Consider the following 19,448-nt stretch of genomic DNA (forward strand, 5'->3'; position numbering starts at 1 on the left):
TTCTAAACGAACTTAGTCCCTAGTAAACTAGGGGCTTTTTTTTATCGTTAAAAATACACAGACAAAAGTATTTTTTATATTTATTTTTACTATTTTTAACGTTATAATAGTAATAAATAAACTGTAGTATTATATTTTCCACAACTGTTTTATAGGCTTGTTTTGCTAATATACTATAGTTTTAAATTATTTTAACACCTGTTTATTCAGGAATTGTTAAAACTGTTATATTTGAAATGGGAAGGAGTATTATTATGCGAAATGAAGTTGTTTGGAAAGTTGGCGGCCAACAAGGTGAAGGTATTGACAGTACTGGTGAAATCTTTGCCTTAGCATTGGCACGAAAAGGTTATTTTATTTCATCCAATAAGCATTTTGCTTCTCGTATTAAAGGTGGTTATACCCACTATCAGATTCGTGTTACCACTGAACCAGCTTATTATCATGGTGATTATACTGATGTATTATTGGCACTTGACCAAGAAACAATCGACAATAACCTCGAAGTGATGAGTGAAGGTTCAATTATTCTTCGTGATGGAAAAGAAGAAACTGTCGAGAAAAATAACCATATTACCACCTTTATATTACCGCTTACACAAATGGCTGAAGAAATTGGCGGGAAAATCGTTCGTAACATGGTTTCACTTGGTGCATCTGCCGCATTGTTTGGTTTAGACGAAGATCTTTTTGATTCATTAATTGAAGACAAATTTAGTAAAAAAGGTGAAGAGATCATCAGCATGAACAAAAACGCGGTTCGTGCAGGCCACAAAAAAGCAAAAGAATTCATTAAAGCTGGCAAATTATCTGTGATTCAATTAGAAAAACCTGAGCAACAAATAAGTCGTAGCTTAATGATCGGTAATGCTGCAGTTGGATTTGGTGCTTTAGCAGGTGGATGTCGTTTCCTATCTGCTTATCCTATTACTCCAGCTTCTGAAGTAATGGAATGGTTAAAGAAAGAATTACCACGAGTGGGTGGGACTGTTGTACAAGCAGAGGATGAAATTGCAGGAATTACCATGGCGATTGGTGCTGCATATTCTGGTGTACGAGCAATGACCTCTACTTCTGGACCAGGTTTTTCCCTAAAAACAGAGGCACTAGGTTTAGCAGGTATCTCCGAAACCCCACTAGTGATTATGAATACTCAACGCGGGGGTCCTGGAACTGGTCTACCAACCAAATATGAACAAGCTGACTTAAATACGATGATCAATGCAGGACACGGAGAGATTCCTCGTATTGTATTAGCGCCTTCGACTGTCGAAGAAGCTTTTTATATGACAGCACAAGCCTTTAACTATGCGGAAGAGTATCAATGCCCTGTCATCTTAGCGATGGACTTATATTTATCCCTATTTAATCAAACAGTGAATAAGTTAGATTTCTCCAAAATTCAAATCAACCGTGGTAAGTTGCTTTCAGATGAAGAAGTCGCTCAAAATGAGGATCGTTATTTCTTGCGTTATGAAGTAACAGAAGATGGGATTTCAAACCGATCTATTCCTGGTCAAAAAGGTGGTGTTCATACAGCAAACTCCAATGAACATAACCAAACCGGCCATATTGATGAGGATACAACAAACCGTGTCAACATGATGAAAAAACGTTTAGGTAAACTCGCAACTCTTACTGATCAAGGGTTTAGTGTAGATGGCACAAAAGATTCAGATCTATTGATCATTGGGTTTGGCTCAACATTTGGTGTTCTTCAAGAAGCAAAAAAATCTTTAGAAAAACAAGGGTTAAAAGTAACCCACACCCATATCAAACGCCTTACACCATTTGATACATCTTTAACAGACTATATTTTAGCTGCAAAGAAAGTGGTTGTGATTGAAAATAACTATACTGGACAGCTAAAACGTCTAATTCAAATGGAATGTAATACAGGTAAAGAATTAGGAAGCATTGTAAAATACGATGGTAATCCATTTACATTAAAAGAAGTTGTTGACCAAATCAATGCAATAATGGCTAAGGAGGTAAAATAATATGGCTACTATGAAAGATTTTCGTGGAGATCAACCAACATGGTGTCCTGGTTGCGGCCATTTCAGTGTGATGGCAGGCGTTCAAAAAGCTGCTGTCGACTTAGGCATGGAACCACATGATATTGCAATCATTAGTGGTATTGGTTGCTCTGGTAAAATTTCAGAATATACCCGTGCATACGGATTCCATACCCTACATGGTCGTTCCTTACCCATTGCTCAAGGTGCTGCCATTGGAAATAAAGATGTAAAAGTGATCGCAGCAGGTGGAGATGGTGATGGTTACGGAATTGGTGTTGGCCATTTCGTTCATGCTGTACGCCGTAATGTGAACATGACATATATCGTCATGGATAACAATATTTATGGTTTAACAAAAGGTCAAACAAGTCCAACTTCTGCCCAAGGCTTTAAAACAAAATCTTCTCCAAAGGGAAGTGTTGAAAGCCCTGTTCATCCATTAGAAACAGCATTAGTGAATGGTGTTACCTTCTTGGCTCAAGGCTTCTCTGGGGATATTAAAGGCCTAAATGAAATCATGAAGGCAGCTTTACAACATAAAGGCTTTGCATTAGTTAACGTATATAGTCCATGTGTAACCTTTAATAAGGTGAACACTTATGATTATTACAAAGAAAACTTGGTGGATGTTTCTTCATTTGAAAACTATGATCCAACTGACCGTATGCAAGCCATTCAAAAAGTTCGTGAAACAAACGGCTTAATAACAGGAATCCTCTTTAAAGAAGATCGTCCAACATTCCAAGAATTAACACCAGATTTCCCAGAAATCGCAATAACAAAACAAGATCTAAGTCTTGACGTTTCCATATTAGAAGAAATTGAAAAACAATTTGCGTAAAAAATATATATAATTAGAAGAGTGTTATTACTTTCTTTTTCGTTTAAGGGCTAGAAAAAATCCTAGCCCTTTATTTTTATGTTATTCATATTTCCTTTTTTCTAGCATACATTATTATTTAAAATAGGATTTAGGGAGGCTAACCAAAATGAAACTTCTTACCCTTTATGGGAGCTCACGAAAAAATGGAAATTCAGAATCCTTGACCAAAGTATTATTACAAGAATTAAATAAAGAAGATTACCATGAGATTTATCTAATGGATTATCATATTAAACCAATCGTAGATAAAAGACATTCAGAAGAACGCTTTCAACCTGTAGAAGATGATTATGAAGAGATTGCTCAAAAAATGCTAGGTCATCAGGCTGTACTCTTTGTTACCCCATTATATTGGTATGGAATGTCTGGACATTTAAAAAACTTTATTGATCGGTGGACTGAAAGTTTACGTAGTAAGGAATATGATTTTAAAGAAATCATGAAAGGAAAGAAAATGTATGTGTTGATCGTAGGTGGACCAGCTTCCCCTCTAACTGGGTTACCTCTTGTTCAACAATTTCAATTGATTGCACAATTTTTACAAATGGAGTTTGCTGGTTACGTGATCGGAAAAGGAGTCAAGCCAAAAGAGGTTTTGGAAGATGAGGACTCAATATTAGCCGCAAAACAATTAGGGAAAAAAATAAAGAAGGATTTGGAGTAGGAACATGAAAGAGTGCTCATTCAATTGGGAATAGAGCACTCTATTTTAATATTTTTTAATAATGTCATAGAGAACCTTGAATCCGATGAACTTGTAGGATTGATGTTTTAGCTTTTCACTTAGAACTTTATCCCCCCCTTAGTTCGACAATTTGTCCAAATTAACAAAAATATGATATAGAAACAATGTACACATCAATTAAAATACGAACATTAAATAAATATTAAAAAATATTGTTTGTATTTTAGCTATTCTATGTTATCATTATGAATGGAAATTCAGGAATGAGGGTGATAAAGATGAACACACAAAATTATTATGATGTAATCCTTGTTGGTGCTGGACCAGCTGGAATTTCTGCAAGCTATGAATTAACCAAGTTAAATCCAGAATTAAAAGTGATTCTCATAGACAAAGGACAAGATATCTATCATCGTTCATGTCCTATTCATAAAGGAATTTTAACGGAATGCCCGACAACTAAAAGATTTGAATATCAAAGCTGTTACCCAACCTGTGCCCTTACAGGAGGATGGGGTGGCTCAGGTGCATTTTCCGATGGAAAGTTTAACATCACCACGGATTTTGGTGGCTGGATGGGAGATTATATTCCTTCCGCTGAGTTACTAGATCTGATTGAATATGTGGATCAAATCAATCTTTCTTTTGGTGCTACGGAAGAAACACATGGTAGTTTGCAAGTTTCGGAAACGATAAAAGCATTGGAACATGAAATTGATGAATTAGAAATATTAATCGACGAAGATACAACGTTAGAACAAAAAAAACAATTAAAAGCAAAGAAAAAAGAACTTTATTCTTTAAAAAAAATTCATGAAATTGAACAAAGGGCCACATCAGTGGGTATGAAACTATTAAAAGCAAAAGTCCGCCACTTGGGGACCGAAGAAAATTTAAAGATCTTAACTCGAATCTATGAATATTTAAAAGATCGATTAGAGATTCGACATCGTACAAAAGTAAAAGAAATCATCGTTGAAAATCAACAGATGAAAGGTATAGTTTTAGAAAACGATGAAATTCTTTTTTCCGATCACGTCTTTATTGCTCCAGGAAGAGATGGAAGTGAATGGTTAGCCAATCTTTTGAAAGAACAAGGTCTTACTCTAACCAATAACCAAGTAGACATTGGTGTTCGAGTGGAAGTGCCTAATACGGTGATGACAGATATCAATGAACATCTGTATGAAGCAAAACTCATTTATAACACCCCTACTTTTAATAATACTGTCCGAACCTTTTGTTCAAACCCTTCAGGTCGTGTAGTGATTGAAAATCATAGTGGTGTGATGACTGTAAATGGCCATGCTTTTAAAGAAGATTACGAAAAGCAATTTAATACTAATTTAGCCTTGCTTGTTTCCCATCATTTTACAGAGCCATTCAACGAACCGATTCAATATGCCAAATATATTTCTCGTTTGGCCAATATGTTAAGTAATGGGAATGTGATTGTTCAGCGTTTCGGCGATCTTAAGAAAGGCAGACGCTCAACAGAAAAACGAATGAAAAAAGGATTTATTGAACCAACCTTAAAAACAGCCATTCCAGGTGATTTAGCACTGGTTCTTCCCCATCGCACGGTAACGAGTCTCATTGAAATGATTGAAGCATTAGATAAAGTTTCACCTGGTTTTGCAAGTGAGCATACACTTTTATATGGAGTTGAAGCAAAATTTTATTCAGCTCGACCAAAGCTAAAGAATACATTTGAAACAGAAATTAAAGGCTTGTATGTCGGTGGCGACGGAGCAGGTGTTACAAGAGGCCTTGCCCAAGCAAGCGCTTGTGGTGTCGTTGTGGCAAGGGATATATTAAAACAAAAATAAGCATCGTTCGTTAAGTCCACTTCTCTTTTGAAGTGGATTTTCTCTGTTGACAGAACACCCGTTAAGCTGTATAATTTTCGCATACGAACATATATTCCCAATCGGTTTTACTTCCATTTTATCATCTTCTAAGGTACAATATAGTTATATAGCTAATTTTTTGATCGATTTTTGTTAAGAGTTGTACAAGCTTATTCAGTTACATTTTTGAAAAATACATGTTCGTAATAATCTTAAGATGGGGTGTTTACGAATGAACGAAGAAATTTTATTTCAAATCCTTAACGAATTAAAAGAAGTTAAGCAATCCATGGCCACTAAAGAAGAACTTGAATCTTTCAAACAAGCTACTAAGGTTGAATTTGAATCTTTCAGACTAACTACGAAAGACGAACTAAATGCAATCCGTCAATCTATGGCTACCAAAGACGAACTTGATTCCATCAGACAATCCATGGCCACTAAAGACGAACTTGATTCCATCAGACAATCCATGGCCACTAAAGACGAACTTGATTCCATCAGACAATCTATGGCCACTAAAGACGAACTTGATTCCATCAGACAATCTATGGCCACTAAAGACGAACTTGAGTCCATCAGACAATCCATGGCTACCAAAGACGAACTTGAGTCCATCAGACAATCTATGGCTACAAAGAAAGATCTTGAGAAAATGGCGACAAAAGAAGACTTTGATGCACTAAAACTTGCTATTTTAGAGCTATCCGCAAACGTTAATCATATCATGGAAAATATGACTACAAAAGAAGATCTTAAATACCTTGAAGCTAAACTAATTGAACATGATAAACAAATTTATAAATTTAAAGACTTTGTTTCATTACTTACTGCAAAATAACCTAAATAAACTAAAAACTATATTTTCTTGTATACTTGACTTTTTATTTTCAATCGTTATAATAAAATAACAATTAACCTAATAAATGCAATTCGATGAAGGAACTAGTATGTTTGTTTCGATTGCTATAGAGAGAAGAACCTTGGCTGCAAGTTCTTCCAATCTACAAACAGAACCCATTCCCGAGAAATCTGTGAGGAACTGATCGTTCCCCTTACGTTACAAGGGTTGAGTGAACACATATGATTTTTTCTATGTGTTAATAAAGGTGGTACCACGGAGTCTTTCGTCCTTTAGGATGAAATGGCTCCTTATTTTTTACCATTAAAAAAGGAGCGTTAGAAATGGAAGACAAAAAGTTTGTTAAAGAAATCCAGAGTAAAGAAGAAGATTATTCCCGCTGGTATTTAGATATTGTGAAAAAGGCAGATTTAATGGATTACGGTCCTGTCAAAGGAACAATGGTAATTAAACCATATGGTTATGCCATTTGGGAAAATATGCAAAAGGAACTTGACTCTAGAATTAAAGAAACTGGACATGATAATGCCTATTTCCCACTCTTAATCCCTGAATCCTATTTACAAAAAGAAATGAGTCACGTTGAAGGTTTTGCACCGGAAGTTGCATGGGTTACTCAAGGCGGAAATGAGCCTTTAGAGGAACGCCTTGTGGTTCGTCCAACCTCTGAAACCATTATCTGCTCGATGATGAGCCAATGGATTCAATCTTATCGTGATCTACCTATGAAATTAAACCAATGGGCTAATGTGATGCGCTGGGAGAAAAGTACGAAACCATTTTTACGTACATCTGAATTCTTATGGCAAGAAGGTCATACTGCTCATTCTACAAATGAAGAAGCAGAAGAAGAAGCGTTAACAATGTTAGAAGTATATCGATCTTTTGTTGAAGAAGTCCTTGCTATGCCTGTTATCGTTGGTAAGAAAACTGAAAATGAAAAGTTTGCTGGTGCTGATCATACTTATAGTATTGAGGCTTTAATGAGTGACGGTAAAGCATTACAAGCTGGTACTTCACATAATTTAGGCCAAAATTTCTCTAAAGTATTTGAGATTCAATTTTCCGACCAAAACAATACGTTACAATATGTTTACCAAACCTCATGGGGATCTTCGACTCGAATGATCGGTGGCCTGATTATGACCCATAGTGATGACCGTGGTCTTGCTTTACCTCCTCGTGTCGCACCTTTTCAAGTGGTTATCGTACCAATCCTTCGTGGTGATAAAGAGGGAGTAAAAATAAAAGCTCAAGAAATAGCCCAACAATTAAAACAACAAGGTGTACGCGTAAAAGTAGACGACCGTGAAGAATATACACCTGGATGGAAATTCAATGAGTATGAAATGCGTGGCGTACCAATCCGAATCGAACTAGGCCCTAAAGATATGGAGAAAGGACAATTTGTTTTAGCAAGAAGGGACACTGGTGAAAAAGAGTTTCTTCCTCTTGCTAATATTGTTGAAACGATTAAAATTAAGTTAGATCAAATTCAAGAAGATATGTTTAATAAAGCAAAAGCATTTATGGAAACTCATACTTTTGAAGTAAATAGCATTGAGGAAATGAAAGAACAATTGCTAAAAGAAAAAGGCTTTATGCAAAGCTGGTGGTGTGAGGATATCGCTTGTTTAGATAAAATAAAAGAAGAAACCGGAGCAACGGCTCGTAATATCCCATTTAAACAAAGAGAAGGTAGCGGAAAATGTGTGTGCTGTGGAAAAGAAAGTACCACTACTGTTATGTTTGCCCGTGCTTATTAACATGAAAAGAACCTGACAAACGAATTGTCAGGTTCTTGTTTTTATATAGGATTTTCATCTATTTTAAAGAATATTTTTCTAGTATCTTTGAAAAAATAGTATCGTGCTTCAACTAAGAATGAAGGATGTGTTTTAAACTTGTCCTCCCAAAAACCAACTGGAATGACCGTTTTAGCCATTGGGTCCATTCCTCTTATTATGACTTTAGGCAATTCTATGTTAATTCCCATATTACCGAAAATGAAATCAGAATTGGACTTATCCCAATTTCAAGTCAGCTTGACAATTACCGTTTTTTCTATAGCGGCAGCGATTACAATACCCATCTTAGGTTATCTATCTGACCGACTTTCTAGAAAAACAATTATCTTACCGGCTTTATTTCTTTATGGATTGGGTGGATTTTTAGCTGGAGCTGCGGCAGCTTGGTTTACTAAGCCATTTTTTTGGATAGTAATGGGACGCGCTTTACAAGGCATTGGTGCAGCTGGAACGGCTCCAATTGCCATGGCATTAACAGGTGATTTGTTTAAAGGTGGGGCACAGAGCAAAGTACTTGGCCTTGTAGAAGCTTCCAATGGATTTGGAAAGGTTCTATCCCCTATTGTCGGTTCCTTATTAGCTTTAATTTCCTGGTATGCCGTTTTTTGGGCTTTCCCGGCATTTTGCTCTGTTTCTATTCTATTAACCTGGATTTTCATTAGAGAAAATCCCAAAAAACAACCTCCTCCTCCTTTAGGACAGTATGTAAAAGGATTATTTTCTGTCTTTAAACATGAAGGAAGATGGCTATTTGTTACCTACCTAGCAGGTGCTACAGGTCTTTTCACATTGTTTGGAATCCTTTTTTATTTATCGAACACTTTGGAAAAAAAATATCATATTGATGGGGTTATTAAAGGTCTCATTCTTGCTATCCCCTTATTATTTATGATGACGACAGCATATATCACAGGTAGCAAAATTAAGAAAAAATTTTATCTGATGAAATCTTTAATTGTTATCGGATTAATTTTAATGACGATTTCTTTTGCTACGCTTATCTTTTTCACAAAACTCATCCCTTTTATTGCTGTATTAGTGATCAGCAGCGTTGGTACCGGAATGGTTCTCCCCTGTTTAAATAGCTTTATTACAGGTTCTGTGGAAAAAACAAGAAGAGGGTTCGTTACCTCTTTATATGGATCAGTTCGCTTCTTAGGAGTTGCTTTTGGCCCTCCAGTTTTTGGTTGGTTGATGGAATGGTCAAGAACAGGGATGTTTTTAAGTACAGCAGGTTTAACATTCATCGTTGCTATTTTATCTTTGGCCATGATTCATGTAAAACCACAATCCCCTTCATCAGAAGAGATTGAAAGCTTGTTTCAAAAATTAAAAATTCATTTTGAATAAAAAATAAGGTAAGAAATACACTACCAAAAGTCGCTGCTTATGGAATATACAAACTCCCAATAAACTTGCAATAGAAAAAGGAGGAAAATATTTTGCAAATCTATTTCTCCCCAGAATTGATTGCACAAGATACCCAAATTTTAAATATCGTAGACCAAAACCAAAAAGCGGTGGGATTTGTAACCATCATTTTCAACCAAAACAAAATTTACGTTCATGGAAACCTTGAAGAAGGTGGGGTTGAAGGAGATTTTAAGGATCTGATTAAGCCTTACTTAGGAGGGCTAAAAAAGGTAAAGTCAGAGGCTGATATTTATGCCTATTTATCGGTAGGAGGGAAAAAAATCCAATTGGAAGAAAATTAAAAAACACTTCCCAAAAAATAGGCACACTCCTGCTTTTCTAGGTGAATATCCTATCCCTGAACAGTATATGGGGGTGTAACAATGGATATTTTTCTACAACTTTTTGAACCAGTAAATCTTTTTGTCATGGCAATCGGTGTTTTGCTTGGCATCATTATTGGTGCTCTACCAGGGCTTACTCCAACAATGGGTGTGGCGATGGCGATTCCCTTTACATTCTCTTTGCCTGCTGAATATGGGCTGCTTTTATTAGGTGGCATATACAGTGGTGCCGTGTATGGTGGTTCTATTCCTGCCATCTTGTTTAATATTCCCGGTGCTCCTGCTTCTGTTGCCACAACCTTTGAAGGATACCCAATGGCACAAAAAGGTGAAGCGAAAAAAGCACTAGAGCTTTCTACAATTTCCTCGACAATAGGTGGAATACTGGGAATGCTCCTTTTATTGTATTTCGCACCTGTTTTCTCTGATTTTTCCTTACGTTTTGGAGCCACTGAAAATTTTTGGATCGCCATTTTTGGAATTACCATCATTGCAGTGATTTCTGATGGTTCAAGTATTAAAAATATGATCGGCGGTGCGGTTGGGATTCTCATTTCTATGATTGGGATTCATTCAATGACTGGAATGCCTCGTTTTACGTTTGGCATGAGTTCTTTTGTAGGAGGATTAAATGTCGTTTCCATTTTGATTGGACTCTTCGCCTTTCCTCAAGCATTGCGCTTAATTGAAAACTTGAGAAATCATCAACAAGGAAGCCAAATTTATCGATATTCTAGTTCAAAAAAAACTTCGCTTCTTTCTTCTTTTGCCGATGTCTTTAAAAACCTTAAAGCATTGTCACTAGGAAGCATTGTAGGGCTGATTGTTGGCGTTGCTCCAGGTGCAGGTGGAAATGTTGCAAGCATTATGGCTTATAATGAACTAAAGCGATTCTCGAAAAATAAAGAAGCCTTTGGCAAAGGAAATAAAGAAGGCATTATCGCATCGGAAAGTGCCAATAACGCTGAAGTTGGCGGTGCACTGATCCCCTTATTGACATTAGGGATTCCCGGATCACCCACATCAGCCATTTTTTTAGGTGGATTAATGATCCATGGAATTTGGCCTGGTCGGGATTTATTCGTCCAACATGCAGAGGTTGCTAATCTATTCCTTTATGGCATGTTAGTGATTCAAATTCTTCTCTTGTTGATTGGGTTGATTGCAATTCGTTACTTGAGTAAGTTGGTGAACGTCCCCAATTATTTTATGGCCCCGGTGATTATCTCTTTCTCCATCATTGGCGCCTACACAACTCAAAATAACACCTTCGATATTTATTCCATGGTGATCATTGGAATCTTCATGTATCTCTTTCAAAAATTCGATTTTTCCCCTGCTCCAGTTGCTTTAGGATTTATCTTGGGGCCTATTGCAGAAGAGGGACTTCTACAAGGCATAGCCTTAGGGGAATCCGATGGATCTATTTTTCACTATTTCACCACAGGAATTTATAATTGGATACTCATTTCCCTCACCATCTTAACCATATCCTATTCCTTATGGCAATCTTTTAAGAAAAAAGATCGTATAAAGGAAAAAAGAGACATTTCCTTTTCACTGGATTCACTTCTTACCTGGCAAGGAATTTCATGGTTAATTTTTAGCGTACTCACATTAGTTGCTATTTACAATGTTAGGTCATTAGCTTTTGAAATGAAGCTCTTCCCACTGATTACACTATCTTTACTGCTTCTTTTTAATATGATTCAGATTGTGAAATTGATCTTAAACTCTCATATCAAAAGGATAACCGATCATGAGCGAACCCCATTAAATACCATCTATTTTTTAACGTTTATTTCTGTCATTAGCTTATTAACGGATATTTTAGGTTTCTATACTCAAGTCTTAATTTTAATGATTTCTGTTCCATTTTATGTATATTTACAAAGAAAAAGAATTACCAATCTCTATCAGATTATGTTTATCTCTACTTCCTTTACTTTAATCATGTATCTGGTTTTTTCAGGTTTGATCAAAGTACCTCTCCCAAGTGGCTTGGCACTAAACTTATTAAACTTCTTTTTAAGGTAAGTGAAAACCCACAAAAGCAATGACTTCCTTCGAACATATTTCGATTATTTTTGTGGAATCTCATAAATAATGAAAGAAAATTTAAGAGGAAAGCAATAGTTGATCTTTCCTCTTTTTATTTCTTACTACTCATTGATATTAACGCTTTTGATTAATTTTTCATAAAGGCCTTTTCTCATTTCAAATTCTTTCTTCACTTCTTCATGGTTTAAAATCAATAAATCAGCGCCGGCCTTTTTCATATCCTCTAAGAAATTAGGGTCTTTCATGATTTGCAAAAATCCTTCTTCTAGTTTTTTAATGATCTCTTCTGGTGTACCTTTTCGTGCAGCAATCCCTCTGTCTGTACTTATGATCACTTCTGGATAACCTAATTCAGTAAAAGTAGGAACATTGGAAACTAATGGATGCCGTTCTTTTGTTGCAATCGCTAAAATTCGTACTTGATCCCCTAGACGATACATATCCGATAAGTTGCCAGATACTAAATCCGTTTGTTTTCCTAGTAACGCTGCAATCGATTCCGAAGCACCTTTATAGGGAATATCTTTTAAATCAATGGATGCAGATTTTTCTAATAATAACATTCCCATATGTTGCCCTACAAATTTTCCCGCCGTTCCTACTGTAAGAACCCCTGGAGATTTTTGTGCTTTTTCGATCAGATCTTTAAGATCCTTGATTGGACTATCTGGCGTTACGACAAAAACCGTTGGATCTTGGCCCCAGTTAATAATTGGCTCAAAATCATCTACTGAAAAAGCCGTTTGACCAACAAGAGGTTGAGTAATGATATGGGGTAAATTATAGGCTGTTAAGGTATATCCATCTGGTGAAACGGTTGAGAAGGAATTCCAACCGACAGATCCTCCACCTCCCGGTTTATTTACGATCACTAATTCTTGCCCTAAATATTTACTTGCATATTTGGAAATGATTCTCGCTTGAGTATCTGTTGCAGCACCAGGTGTGAAAGAAACAATCAATTGAATCGGCTTATTTGGAAAATTATCTACGGTACCATTTGAATTAGAGCATCCACTAACGATTGTAAGGACCAGTATCAAAACAATAGAAATCATAAACAGTTTGAACTTCACATATCAACACCTCTTCTTTAATGTGTCAAATGGTTTGTATATTCCAAAAGCAGTGGCTTTAGGAATATACAAACTTATTACATCCTATGATATGTATCCGCCCATTTTTTGGTGTTATTTCTTACGAATATTTATAGATTGAATCACTACAACATTAGGATGAAGGGTGAAATGATAAATAAAATCAACGATTTTCCCTACAATCCATTGGGAAAGAATCGCCTGAATAATGATTTGCCAAGCAATAATGGATGCGGTAAGAAGAAAGATCGATCCATTGATCCAAAAAAGCGGTTTTCCTGGCGTTGTGTTCCTATATTTTGCGATAATTAAAGCAAGAACACCTACACCACCATTAGAAACTCCTTGTCTTAACAAAATCCCTACACCAAACCCTAAGATGATGGATCCAATGAAAAGATCACCCCAAACATTGGTATATTCCCTTAACCATGGTGCATCAAATAGATGAATGGTTAAAGATGCTACTGAAATGCTGTATATGGTACCAATCGCACTAGAACTCCCTAACCATTTTATCCCTGCAAGGAGCATTGAAAAATTAACAAACCATAAAGCAAATCCTACAGGAACTTGAAACAAATAATTGAGTAGAACTGCTAACCCCCCTGCCCCTCCGGATGGAATGTTATTTGGAAATAGAAAAACATCCATCGCGATTCCTTGGATGATCGCGCCAATCGTTATTATAGTATAAGTTTTCATAGCTTTTTCCTCATTTTCTTTTAATGGTAAAGAAAGTCCTTTGGTTCAATATCCATTCTATGTAGACAAGGGGACTACCATAACCTTTAGCGTTTAAAAAAAATACCCTAAGAAGTTAGGGTAAAAAGATTCTATAATTATTTTTACAATGGACTCAATAAACTCAGAAATTAAGAGATAAACTCCCCTTTTAGCACTTGAACTACTAAATCCCCCATTTCTTTTGTCCCTGTAAGTTTAGTGGATTCTATTTTATTTGTAGCTAAGTCTTTTGTACGATAACCTGCATCAAGCACTTGCTGTACTGCTTTCTCAATCTGTTCTGCTTCTTGATCCATATTGAACGAGTATTTAAGCATCATAGCAACCGATAAAATGGTAGCTAATGGATTCGCTAGTCCTTGGCCGGCAATGTCAGGTGCAGAACCATGAATCGGCTCATACATGGCCACTTTTTCTGTACCAATACTTGCGGATGGTAACATTCCAATTGAACCTGTTAACATGGCTGCTTCATCACTCAAAATATCCCCAAACATATTCTCTGTCACGATCACATCAAATTGTTTTGGATAACGAACAAGCTGCATCGCACAGTTGTCGACTAACATATGATTTAACTCTACCTCTGGATAGTCTGCTGCAACCTTCTCAACTACTTTTCTCCAAACGCGAGAAGATTCGAGAACATTTGCTTTATCAACAGAGGTTAATACTTTTCGACGCTTCATTGCAGTTTCAAAGCCAAGGCGAACAATTCTCTCTATCTCTTCCTCTGTATAAGTAAGAGAATCGGTAACTCGTATTCCTCTCTCAGTCATTTCTTGTGTTTTCTCACCAAAATAAATTCCTCCAGTGAGTTCACGAATCACAAGTAAGTCCACATCTTGAATCACTTCGGGTTTTAAGGTAGACGCATCAATTAATGATTCATATGCTTTCACAGGTCGTAAATTGCTATAGAGTTGCAATTCTTTACGAATTCCTAAGAGAGCCTTCTCTGGTCTTAATTCCCCAGGAAGATTATCCCACTTTGGTCCACCAACCGCACCTAATAATACAGCATCACTTTTCAAACAAGCTTCTAATGTCTCTGGTGGTAATGGATTCCCAGTCTGATCAATCGCAATCCCACCTACCAAATATTCCTCTAATTCAAACTGAACTCCACTTTGCTCTTCGATTGTTTTTAATACTTTTAGCGCTTCTACCATAATCTCTGGTCCGATTCCATCTCCAGGCAATACTGCGATTTTAGGCATTCATAATCCTCCTTTTCACGTAGGAAATCAATCCACCAGCATTGATTAATTCTTGCATAAATTCAGGAAAAGGTGTAGAAGAATAGCTTTTTCCCTTTGTTACATTTTGAATCAGTCCTGTCTCAACCTCAATTACAAACTGATCCCCTTCTTCTGCTTCTTTGGCTGCTTCAGGTGACTCTAATATAGGTAAGCCTATATTGATCGCATTGCGATAAAAGATTCGTGCAAAGGATTCTGCAACCACACAGGAAATTCCTGCAGCTTTAATTGAAATCGGAGCATGTTCTCTAGAACTACCGCAACCAAAGTTTTTGCCAGCCACAAGAATATCCCCTTGTTTTACTTTTTGCGAAAAGGTGGCATCTGCATCCTCCATACAATGAAGAGCTAGCTCTTCAGGTGAAGTTGAATTTAAATATCTAGCAGGGATAATGACATCAGTATCTACATCATCTCCGAATTTCCACACGTTTCCTTCCAATCGCATTTAGGCCACCTCCCCTGGTTTTATAACTTCTTCTGGACTAGCAATTCTTCCTTTCACTGCCGAAGCTGCTGCCACATAAGGACTTGCTAAATATACCTCAGATTCAGGATGTCCCATCCTTCCGACAAAGTTCCGATTTGTTGTAGAGATCGCTCGCTCCCCTTTTGCTAGAATTCCCATGTGACCACCTAAACAGGGTCCACAGGTTGGGGTGCTAACAGCAGCACCAGCAGTAATAAAGATTTCAATTAATCCTTCTTTCATCGCTTGAAGGTAAATATTTTGGCTTCCAGGGAAGACGATTAAACGTACATTTGGGTTCACCTTCTGCCCTTTTAGTACCTGTGCAGCAGCACGTAAATCTTCTAATCTACCATTTGTACAAGAACCAATCACCACTTGATCCACCCAGATTTCCCCTACTTCACTAATCGGATGAGTATTTTCTGGTAAATGTGGGAAGGCAATCGTTGGTTCGATTTTAGATACATCGAAATCGTACTCTTCAATATATTTTGCATCGACATCACTATAGAACAATTTGAATGGTCGTTTAGCTCGATCTCTTACATAATGAAGAGTCACCTCGTCAGGTTCAATCAATCCTACTTTTGCCCCTGCTTCAATCGCCATATTTGACATGGTAAAGCGATTATCCATCGAAAGCTTTCGAATGGTCTCCCCTACAAATTCCATTGCTTGATATCTAGCACCATCTACGCCTATTTTTCCTATGGTGTGTAAAATTAAATCCTTTCCTCCAACAAATGGATTAAGTTTTCCATGGTAATGGAATTTGATCGTTTCAGGAACTTTGAACCATGTTTCCCCTGTGGCCATAGCTGCAGCCATATCTGTACTTCCTACACCAGTGGCAAAAGCACCTAATGCCCCGTATGTACAGGTATGGGAGTCAGCCCCAATTACAATGTCCCCAGGAAGGACGAGGCCTTTTTCAGGTAAAATAACATGTTCAATCCCCATTTCACCAATCTCGAAATAGTTCTTAATTTGTTTATCATAAGCAAAATCGCGCATTTGCTTAGATAATTCTGCTGATTTTATATCTTTGGCTGGAACAAAATGATCGGGAACAAGCACCACTTTCTCCTTATCAAAGACTTCGTTTACACCTAATTTATTAAATTCCTGAATGGCTACAGGTGCTGTGACATCATTTCCTAATACAACATCTGTTTTTACTTTGATGAGTTGCCCTGGTTCTACTTCTTTCAAGCCAGCTCCATTTGCCAATAACTTTTCTGCTAATGTCATCCCCATCTTTATCTCTCCTATCCATAGTGTTTTTATCCGATTTCTCTTTGAGCAACATTTAGATAGTCCAATCGACCTTTTTTGTGAATGGCACGATTCATGGCATCAATATATGCTTTAGCACTTGCCTCCACGATATTGGTTGACATGCCTCGACCAGAAAAAAGTTCACCTTGATATTCTACTTTGATATGAACACTTCCAACTGCATCTCTTCCGTAGCCCACAGACTTAATTTGATAATCTTTTAAATGAATGGTAAGTTCAGATACACGATCAATAGCGTTATAGACTGCATCGATGAGTCCATCTCCGCGAGCTGCTTCCTCCTTATATTCGCCATTAGGTAGCTTAACACGCACCATTGCTGTAGAAACGGCAGTATCGCCTGCAATGTGAAGATAATCTAACTGATACTCTTCCTCTTTTTTGCTTTCTTTTAATTGTTGTTCATCGATAATCATCATTAAATCATCATCGATAATCTCTTTCTTTTTCATCGTGAGCTCCTTAAATTTTTGAAAAGCTACATTTACTTGCTCATCCGTTAAAGTAAAACCAAGCGCAACCAATCTTTCTCTAAAAGCATGACGGCCAGAATGTTTTCCTAAAACGAGTTTATTACTTGGAAATCCAACAACCTCTGGTCGAATAATTTCATAGGTTAATCTTTCTTTTAGTATCCCATCTTGGTGAATTCCAGATTCATGTGCAAAGGCATTTGCACCAACAATCGCTTTGTTTCCTGGAACGATCATCCCTGTAAGTTTACTTACTAATTTACTAGAACGTGCAATTTGTTCTAATTGCATATTGGTGGTTGCGTTAAAATAATCCTTCCTAGTGTATAAAGCAGTAGCCACTTCTTCTAGTGCGGCATTTCCTGCCCTTTCACCAATTCCATTGATCGTTCCTTCGATTTGATCAGCTCCATTTTCAATTGCTGCTAGGGTATTGGCAACAGCTAGCCCTAAATCATCATGACAATGGGCACTAAACCATACTCGATCACTGTTAGGAACCTTTTCCTTAAGATATTTGAACATGGCTCCATACTCATTTGGCATCATGTATCCTACTGTATCAGGAATATTGACAATCGTTACCCCTGCATCAATAATGGCTTTAGTAAATCTAGCCAAAAACTCTAATTCACTTCTTCCAGCATCTTCAGCAGAAAATTGCACATTTTGGAAATATCGCTTTGCGTATTTCACCATCTCAACAGCTGTCTCTAATACCTCATCAGGAGATTTACGCAATTTATATTGCATATGGATAGGCGAGGTGGCAATAAACATATGAATTCTCGCATCTTCTGCATGTTTAATTGCCTCATAAACAGAGTCAATATCTGTCTTTGTCGCCCTTGCAAAACCAACAATCGTTGCTCCTTTAACCTCATCTGCGATTTTTTTTACAGCTTGAAAATCTCCTGGTGATGCAATAGGAAACCCTGCCTCTATTGCATCAACCCCTAATCGAACCAACTGTTTGGCAATCTCCTTTTTCTCACTTTCATTCAAATTAACACCTGCTGATTGCTCTCCATCCCTTAATGTTGTATCAAGCACCTTAACCTTTCGCATTTGAGGTCCCCCATTTCCCATTTTATTTTTTCACCTTGACAAAAGGCATCATTTCTCGTAGCTTTGTTCCTACCTGTTCAATCATATGTTCCTGTTCCTTGCGATTGATCGCATTAAAAACTGGTCTTCCCACCTGATTTTCCAAAATCCAACTCTTTGCAAACTCCCCATTTTGGATTTCGCTTAATACCTTTTTCATTTCTTTTCTAGTCTCTTCAGTAATAATCCGTTTTCCTGTCATGAAATCTCCATATTGTGCTGTATCGCTAATGGAATAACGCATATAGCTAAGTCCGCCTTCATACATCAAATCAACAATCAGCTTTAATTCATGCAAACATTCAAAATAGGCAATTTCTGGCTGGTATCCTGCATCTGTTAAGGTATCAAAACCTGCTTTGACTAATTCAGTAACTCCACCACATAATACCGCTTGTTCTCCAAAAAGGTCTGTTTCTGTTTCTTCTTTAAACGTGGTTTCAATTACTCCTGCTCTGGTACAACCAATTCCTTTGGCATAAGCTAAAGCAACTTCCTTCGCTTGCCCTGAGGCATCTTGATAAACAGCTAGTAATCCAGGAACTCCAGCGCCTTGTTCATAGGTTCGACGTACCAGATGGCCTGGGCTTTTTGGTGCCACCATAATAACATCATGTTCTGAAGATGGCACAATTTGGCCGTAATGAATATTAAACCCGTGGGAAAAAACCAAAGTTGCGCCTGGTTTCAAGTTAGGCTCTACCTCTTCTTTGTACACGAAAGCTTGACGTTCATCTGGAAGCAGAATCTGGACAAGATCTGCTAAGGCTACCGCATCACTAACCGTATAAACTTCAAATCCATCTTTCTCTGCCTGTGTCCATGATTTACCTTTCCTTAAACCAATCACAACGTGAAATCCACTATCCCGTAAATTTTGTGCTTGTGCATGACCTTGACTACCATAGCCAATCACCGCAATTGTTTTCCCTTGTAAAACTTCCAAATTAGCATCTTGATCATAGTACATTTTCATCGTTTTTTCTCCTCCTAGGTATTTAATATTTTTAATATTCAGATAATGTAAATTGTAAGTATATATCTTTCATATGGATATTTTCCTT

The 19,448-nt window shown here is 37.1% G+C and carries 16 protein-coding genes and 1 other annotated feature; of the genes, 9 read left to right on the forward strand and 7 right to left on the reverse strand.

What is annotated here, in order from left to right; genetic code table 11:
* Nucleotides 1-254: 254 nt before the first annotated feature.
* The 9 genes from TEPIDINF_RS07355 to TEPIDINF_RS07395 all read left to right on the forward strand — a co-directional run bounded on the left by TEPIDINF_RS07355 (nt 255) and on the right by TEPIDINF_RS07395 (nt 11,903).
* On the forward strand, nt 255-2,000 hold the full coding sequence (locus TEPIDINF_RS07355; protein WP_068725247.1) for a 2-oxoacid:acceptor oxidoreductase subunit alpha: 1,746 nt from the start codon (nt 255-257) through the stop codon (nt 1,998-2,000).
* 1 nt (nt 2,001) lies between these two features.
* Nucleotides 2,002-2,862, forward strand: coding sequence for a 2-oxoacid:ferredoxin oxidoreductase subunit beta (locus TEPIDINF_RS07360; RefSeq protein WP_068725249.1), 861 nt, complete (start codon nt 2,002-2,004; stop codon nt 2,860-2,862).
* Nucleotides 2,863-3,010: 148 nt separating this feature from the next.
* Entirely contained in the window at nt 3,011-3,568 is a 558-nt protein-coding gene (locus tag TEPIDINF_RS07365) for a flavodoxin family protein (RefSeq protein WP_421691657.1), read from the forward strand.
* 299 nt (nt 3,569-3,867) lie between these two features.
* Nucleotides 3,868-5,418, forward strand: coding sequence for an NAD(P)/FAD-dependent oxidoreductase (locus TEPIDINF_RS07370; protein ID WP_421691658.1), 1,551 nt, complete (start codon nt 3,868-3,870; stop codon nt 5,416-5,418).
* Between the two features lie 253 nt (nt 5,419-5,671).
* Nucleotides 5,672-6,280: a hypothetical protein gene (locus TEPIDINF_RS07375; RefSeq protein ID WP_421691659.1), complete on the forward strand. Its 609-nt coding sequence runs from the start codon at nt 5,672-5,674 to the stop codon at nt 6,278-6,280.
* Between the two features lie 86 nt (nt 6,281-6,366).
* Nucleotides 6,367-6,577: a binding site (T-box leader), on the forward strand.
* A gap of 47 nt (nt 6,578-6,624) precedes the next feature.
* Complete coding sequence (proS, locus tag TEPIDINF_RS07380; protein ID WP_421691660.1) at nt 6,625-8,067, forward strand: proline--tRNA ligase; 1,443 nt, start codon at nt 6,625-6,627, stop codon at nt 8,065-8,067.
* 162 nt (nt 8,068-8,229) lie between these two features.
* The gene (locus TEPIDINF_RS07385) at nt 8,230-9,459 is read left to right on the forward strand and encodes an MFS transporter (protein ID WP_421692154.1); all 1,230 of its coding nucleotides are present in this window, start codon (nt 8,230-8,232) and stop codon (nt 9,457-9,459) included.
* Between the two features lie 92 nt (nt 9,460-9,551).
* A complete protein-coding gene (locus TEPIDINF_RS07390) occupies nt 9,552-9,824 on the forward strand; it encodes a hypothetical protein (protein WP_069799284.1) in 273 nt (90 codons plus the stop codon).
* A gap of 81 nt (nt 9,825-9,905) precedes the next feature.
* Nucleotides 9,906-11,903, forward strand: coding sequence for a tripartite tricarboxylate transporter permease (locus TEPIDINF_RS07395; RefSeq protein WP_068725265.1), 1,998 nt, complete (start codon nt 9,906-9,908; stop codon nt 11,901-11,903).
* A gap of 125 nt (nt 11,904-12,028) precedes the next feature.
* Here TEPIDINF_RS07395 and TEPIDINF_RS07400 read toward each other — a convergent pair whose 3' ends face one another.
* The 7 genes from TEPIDINF_RS07400 to ilvC all read right to left on the reverse strand — a co-directional run bounded on the left by TEPIDINF_RS07400 (nt 12,029) and on the right by ilvC (nt 19,360).
* Nucleotides 12,029-13,003 (reverse strand): tripartite tricarboxylate transporter substrate binding protein, encoded by a 975-nt coding sequence (locus TEPIDINF_RS07400; RefSeq protein ID WP_082732451.1) that lies wholly within the window; start codon nt 13,001-13,003, stop codon nt 12,029-12,031.
* 114 nt (nt 13,004-13,117) lie between these two features.
* Nucleotides 13,118-13,729, reverse strand: a complete 612-nt coding sequence (locus TEPIDINF_RS07405) for a YitT family protein (RefSeq protein WP_068725267.1) — start codon at nt 13,727-13,729, stop codon at nt 13,118-13,120.
* Nucleotides 13,730-13,899: 170 nt separating this feature from the next.
* On the reverse strand, nt 13,900-14,991 hold the full coding sequence (gene leuB, locus TEPIDINF_RS07410) for a 3-isopropylmalate dehydrogenase (RefSeq protein ID WP_421691661.1): 1,092 nt from the start codon (nt 14,989-14,991) through the stop codon (nt 13,900-13,902).
* Complete coding sequence (gene leuD, locus TEPIDINF_RS07415; protein WP_069799292.1) at nt 14,984-15,481, reverse strand: 3-isopropylmalate dehydratase small subunit; 498 nt, start codon at nt 15,479-15,481, stop codon at nt 14,984-14,986. The genes leuB and leuD overlap by 8 nt, the downstream gene beginning before the upstream one ends.
* A complete protein-coding gene (gene leuC / locus TEPIDINF_RS07420; RefSeq protein ID WP_068725274.1) occupies nt 15,482-16,762 on the reverse strand; it encodes a 3-isopropylmalate dehydratase large subunit in 1,281 nt (426 codons plus the stop codon). It lies immediately after the preceding gene.
* Between the two features lie 26 nt (nt 16,763-16,788).
* Nucleotides 16,789-18,345: a 2-isopropylmalate synthase gene (locus TEPIDINF_RS07425; RefSeq protein ID WP_068727568.1), complete on the reverse strand. Its 1,557-nt coding sequence runs from the start codon at nt 18,343-18,345 to the stop codon at nt 16,789-16,791.
* A 22-nt stretch (nt 18,346-18,367) separates the two neighbouring features.
* Nucleotides 18,368-19,360: a ketol-acid reductoisomerase gene (gene ilvC / locus TEPIDINF_RS07430; RefSeq protein ID WP_068725277.1), complete on the reverse strand. Its 993-nt coding sequence runs from the start codon at nt 19,358-19,360 to the stop codon at nt 18,368-18,370.
* Nucleotides 19,361-19,448 lie beyond the last annotated feature (88 nt).

Origin of the sequence: Tepidibacillus infernus (assembly GCF_048898065.1) — a bacterium.
In the GTDB taxonomy this organism is placed as follows: Bacteria; Bacillota; Bacilli; order Tepidibacillales; family Tepidibacillaceae; genus Tepidibacillus_B; species Tepidibacillus_B infernus.